Here is a 4152-nt window from a genome sequence, read left to right on the forward strand (position 1 = left end):
TGGCGGTGCGGGTCACGCCGGTGGCGCGAGCCGACGGAGCGCACGCGAACTGATCGCGGTGGGTGGCCGATGCCGATCCGACCGTGTCGGCCTGGTGTGGCTCCCCAGGTGGGTGCATCTTTCGCCCCGATGTGTTACTTCTGGGACCGATGTGCGAAAGTTGCGGGAAAGCGGTTTTCCCGGCCGCGTCCGACCTTGCGGCACCCCCTCCCCACCACCTCGAAGATCGGCCCTGTCCCGACGATCAGCGCCACCTCGAAGATCCCGCGTCCGGTCCGATCCTGCTCGGAGTCCGATCGATGTCCCTGTCCACGGCCGTGCGTCTGCAACGCCCGCGCCCGGTCGCCTTCGCCATCGCACTCGTGCTGGCGTGGTTGCTGCTTGCCCTTGTCGCGTTCGCCCTGCGCCGCGATCCCATCGAGGATGATCTCGCCGCCCGGGCGACCGCGGCGGTCCGGTCCACCGGCGGCGGGCACGCCCAGGTTCACGTCGAGGGGCGTGATGCGGTCGTCACCGGTCGTTTCCCGAGTGCCGCCGCCGCCGAACAGGCGCGGGCCTCGGCCGCGGTCGCCGGCACGACCTCCGCGCGTCTCGGTGACGACGTGGTCATCGCGACCGAACCCGCGCGCCCCCTGGTGCTCGCCGTGGCCGGCCGAGGACTGTCGATCACGGCGACCGTGCCCGACCGGGCGAGCCGTGCCGTGTTGCTCGCCGCCGTGGCGGACGCGAGCGGCGGGTCGGTGACCGGCGAGGTCCGGGTCGACCCGGCCGTGGCGGAGCCGCCGGTGGAGGCGGTGGCCGCCGTCGCGGCGGCGTTGCGCGGTTTCCCCGGGAACCACTCGGTCACAGTCTCCGGGACGACCGTGGCGGTGGCCGGCAGCGCCCCGGACGAGGCCACGAGGCGGCGCCTCGGCGCCCAGGTGCTGGCGGCGGCCGGTACCACCGTTCCTGATGCCACCCTGGACAACCGGCTTGTCGTCCCGGGAGAGAAGCCTGCCGCCCCGGCGGCGAAGCCCACCTCCGACGCCGGGGCCCTCGCGGCCCTACGCGCTGCCCTCGACGGCCGGAACGTGACGTTCCCGGTCGGCGCAGCGACACTGAGCCCGCCGGCCCGCCTTTGGCTTGACCGGGTGGCGGCGGCGCTGCGCGCCGGCCGGGTCGTGGTCCTGGTCGGCGGCCACACCGACGCCTTCGGGCCGGCGACCCTCAATCAGGCGTTGTCTCTGGACCGGGCCCGGGTGACTGCCGACTACCTGACGGACCGGGGCGTACGTCCCGACCTCATGCGCGTCGCCGGGTTCGGTTCCCGGTGGCCGGAGGCCGACAACGCCACGCCCCGGGGACGGGCGGCCAACCGTCGGGTCGAGATCGTCCCGTGGCCCGATCGCTGATTCTGGGCGAGCCCGATCCCGGCTGATCCGGTCGATCTGCAGTCCGGTCGATCTGCAGTCCGGCCGATCTGCAGTCCGGCCGATCTGCAGTCCGGCCGATCTGCAGTCCGGTCGATTTCCGGCCCAGTATCACGGTGATGTCGCGGATGCGCGACCGTCTTGCCTGCGGCGGGTGGCCCATGGCACCCTCTGCTTAGGGAAGCCTTAGCTAAGGCTGCTCCGCAGGGTCGACTGCCCCACGGGGTCGAAGGATCATCGACAGATCGACAGGGTCGCGAACTGCCGCTTGGCCGTCCGCGTGCTGGCTGTCTCGGGCGTGGTGAGGTGCGGTGCTCGTCTGTTCATGCTTCGCGGTGTCCGACCGGATGCTACGCAATGTGATCGCGTCGGGTGCCTGCGACGTTGACGCCGTCGGCGAGCGATGTGATGCCGGGACGGGCTGTGGCGGCTGTGTAGAGGAGATCGCCGAGCTGTTGGACGAGGCGTACGCGCGCCGCGGCAGCCCGGTCGCCAGGGCGGGGTAGGGTTCCGGATGGGTGCTGGTCACCTCGTTGTGGTACCCCGCGTGGCGGCCCGCCCGCCCGGACCATCCGCAACGGTCGAGCTCCCGGCGCCGCGTCCCCCGTCGTTGACCGCCGCGCCCGCCGATCCGTCGCGACCGGATCGCCGTGGTGGGGTTCTCCTTCGGCGGGTTTACCGCGATGGTGTCGAGAGCATCGGTATCCTCGGCGTCCCGGCCGATCGGCGGGTCAGGGCGGCGGTGGGCATCGCGCCGGCCACCGAACCGCTGCCCGACGGGGTCCCCGCTCGGGCGCGGGTGCGGGTGCTGCTGGTCAGTGGCGTGAGGGATCGTGAGGGATGGGGCGATCCCGACTGAACGTCACGTCAGCCGGGCCTTCGAGCGTCTCGTCTCGGCGGGGATCCCCGCCGCGCTGCGCCTGCGCCTCGTTATGACCGCGGCCACGGCCTGCTGGCCGCCGGTGATCGACGTCACCGAGGACCATCGGCTCACGGTCCGTTACACGGTCGCGTTCCTGGCCCGTCGACTACGGAAGACTACGGAATGAGACCGGCTATGACCGCTATCTCGGACCGCCGGCGGACCGGCCCGCCTCCGCGGTGACCGTGCGCCGGGCCATGTGACCATCACGCTCCGACGGTGTCCCCGCGCGGGCACATCGGTCCACCCGCGAGCTACCGCGTGGAGCTACCGCGTGGAGCTACCGCGTGGTGGGATCACCCTTGCGCTGCCACGACGGCATATGGATGACCCACCCCGACATTGCCGGCTACCGTGGGCCAACCGGCCGAAGTCCGCCTGAGAGGTAGCATCGGCCGGTCGATCCGGCCGAGCCGCGACGCCTCGCTGATTGCGAGGCGCGAGGTCGGCGACGGCGCTGAGTCGGCTGCGCCAGCCGGATCACGGGCGATGCCTACGGGTACAGTACGGTACCCCGTGAGGAGGTCGTGGCGATGTCCGCTCGCCAGGTGCGGCGGTTTCAGCTGGAGCGTGACGTCGATGTCTCCGGCGTCTCCGGGACGGGTGCGGTCGCGTTCGGGGCGCAGGCCCCAGACGGCACCTGCGTGTTGTGGTGGGACTCCGAACACGATTCCATCGGGATCTATCCGACAATGGAGACGCTACTCGCCATCCACGGGCACGGCGGGAGTACTCGCGTCGTCTACATCGATGCCGCCGACCAAGCCGTCCCCGCGGTTCCGGGGGGTCCCGCCGCCTCGGCCGTTCCCGCCCTCTCCGCGGCGTCGCCTGTGCCGAGCCCGGCGTCGCCCGTTCCGAGCCCGGCGTCCCTGCGTGCCGCACCGTCGCTACGCCTCGGTTCCGCGGCGCGTTCGGCCGCCGCGACTCGTGGCCCGCGTCCCTCGCCGACCCGCAAGGCGCAGCCCGGGGGTGATGGCCGCTGATCAGGTCAGCGGGCGGAAGCAGGCGGTGGCCCGTTCCTGCGGGTCTACGGTGTAGAGCGCCAACGTGCCCGCCATCTCCTTCGGGTCCACGCCGTTGTCGAGCATGTGCCGGTGCAGGCCCGCCATCATGAGCAGGGCGTAATGCACCAGAATCGACGTGATGTCGGCGGGATGGCGTAGTGCCTCGCGAAACTGTTCGTCGGTCGCCACGTCGCTGGTGAGAGCGGCGAGGACGCCGAGCCGAATCCGCCCGGCGAGGTCCTCCCAGAGCTGGGCGCTTTTCGGGGCCTCCGGTCCTCGCCAGATCCCCGGGAACGCCAGGCCGGCGACGACGGCGGTCGGCTGTCGTCCCGTCCGGAGATGTATCGCGACGACCCACATCGCCATGAGCCAGCACATCCCGCGCAGGGTGTGCAGCGGATCGACGATCATCTGCTCACGGAGGTGCCGCTCGGACTGCGGGCGGCTGGCCGGAGCCAGCCAACCGCAGACGAGACGTTCGAGGTCGACGATCTGGACCATGGGCAGGTCCGCGGGGTGCGGCCGGGCCAGCGCGGCGGCCCGGTTGGACTCGGAGTCGACCAGGGCGAGCGCGCCCGGATCGGAGAGTGTCTGCCAGGCCAGACCCGCCGACGGCATGCGGCACACGGTAACGCGAAACGCAGCACACCGACCACAGCATCGGCGGCATTGTGTGGCATTCGACGGTTGCCTCACCGCCGATTCTCTGGATGCGTCGCCGTGGTTTCCGCCGGAGGACCGATGCCGCGCGTGCCGCGCGCACAGCGGTCCCCGGATCCGGGAGGAGCGTTGCGAACGGTAAGCGGGCGTCCGGGGG

General features: G+C 71.7%; 5 protein-coding genes. 4 read left to right on the forward strand and 1 reads right to left on the reverse strand.

The window, feature by feature from the left end; translation table 11 throughout:
- Window positions 1–299 precede the first annotated feature (299 nt).
- The 4 genes from AC08OP_RS21855 to AC08OP_RS21870 all read left to right on the forward strand — a co-directional run bounded on the left by AC08OP_RS21855 (window position 300) and on the right by AC08OP_RS21870 (window position 3314).
- Window positions 300–1391: an OmpA family protein gene (locus tag AC08OP_RS21855; protein WP_476615896.1), complete on the forward strand. Its 1092-nt coding sequence runs from the start codon at window positions 300–302 to the stop codon at window positions 1389–1391.
- Window positions 1392–1720: 329 nt separating this feature from the next.
- Window positions 1721–1915: a (2Fe-2S)-binding protein gene (locus AC08OP_RS21860; RefSeq protein ID WP_462189201.1), complete on the forward strand. Its 195-nt coding sequence runs from the start codon at window positions 1721–1723 to the stop codon at window positions 1913–1915.
- Window positions 1916–2242: 327 nt separating this feature from the next.
- Window positions 2243–2458 (forward strand): hypothetical protein, encoded by a 216-nt coding sequence (locus tag AC08OP_RS21865; protein ID WP_476615897.1) that lies wholly within the window; start codon window positions 2243–2245, stop codon window positions 2456–2458.
- A 406-nt stretch (window positions 2459–2864) separates the two neighbouring features.
- On the forward strand, window positions 2865–3314 hold the full coding sequence (locus AC08OP_RS21870; RefSeq protein WP_476615898.1) for a hypothetical protein: 450 nt from the start codon (window positions 2865–2867) through the stop codon (window positions 3312–3314).
- Here the strand turns inward: AC08OP_RS21870 and AC08OP_RS21875 are convergent, their stop codons facing one another.
- On the reverse strand, window positions 3315–3953 hold the full coding sequence (locus AC08OP_RS21875; protein WP_476615899.1) for a hypothetical protein: 639 nt from the start codon (window positions 3951–3953) through the stop codon (window positions 3315–3317).
- Between the last annotated feature and the right edge of the window lie 199 nt (window positions 3954–4152).

It is taken from the genome of Frankia sp. CeRuru1 (assembly GCF_977966315.1).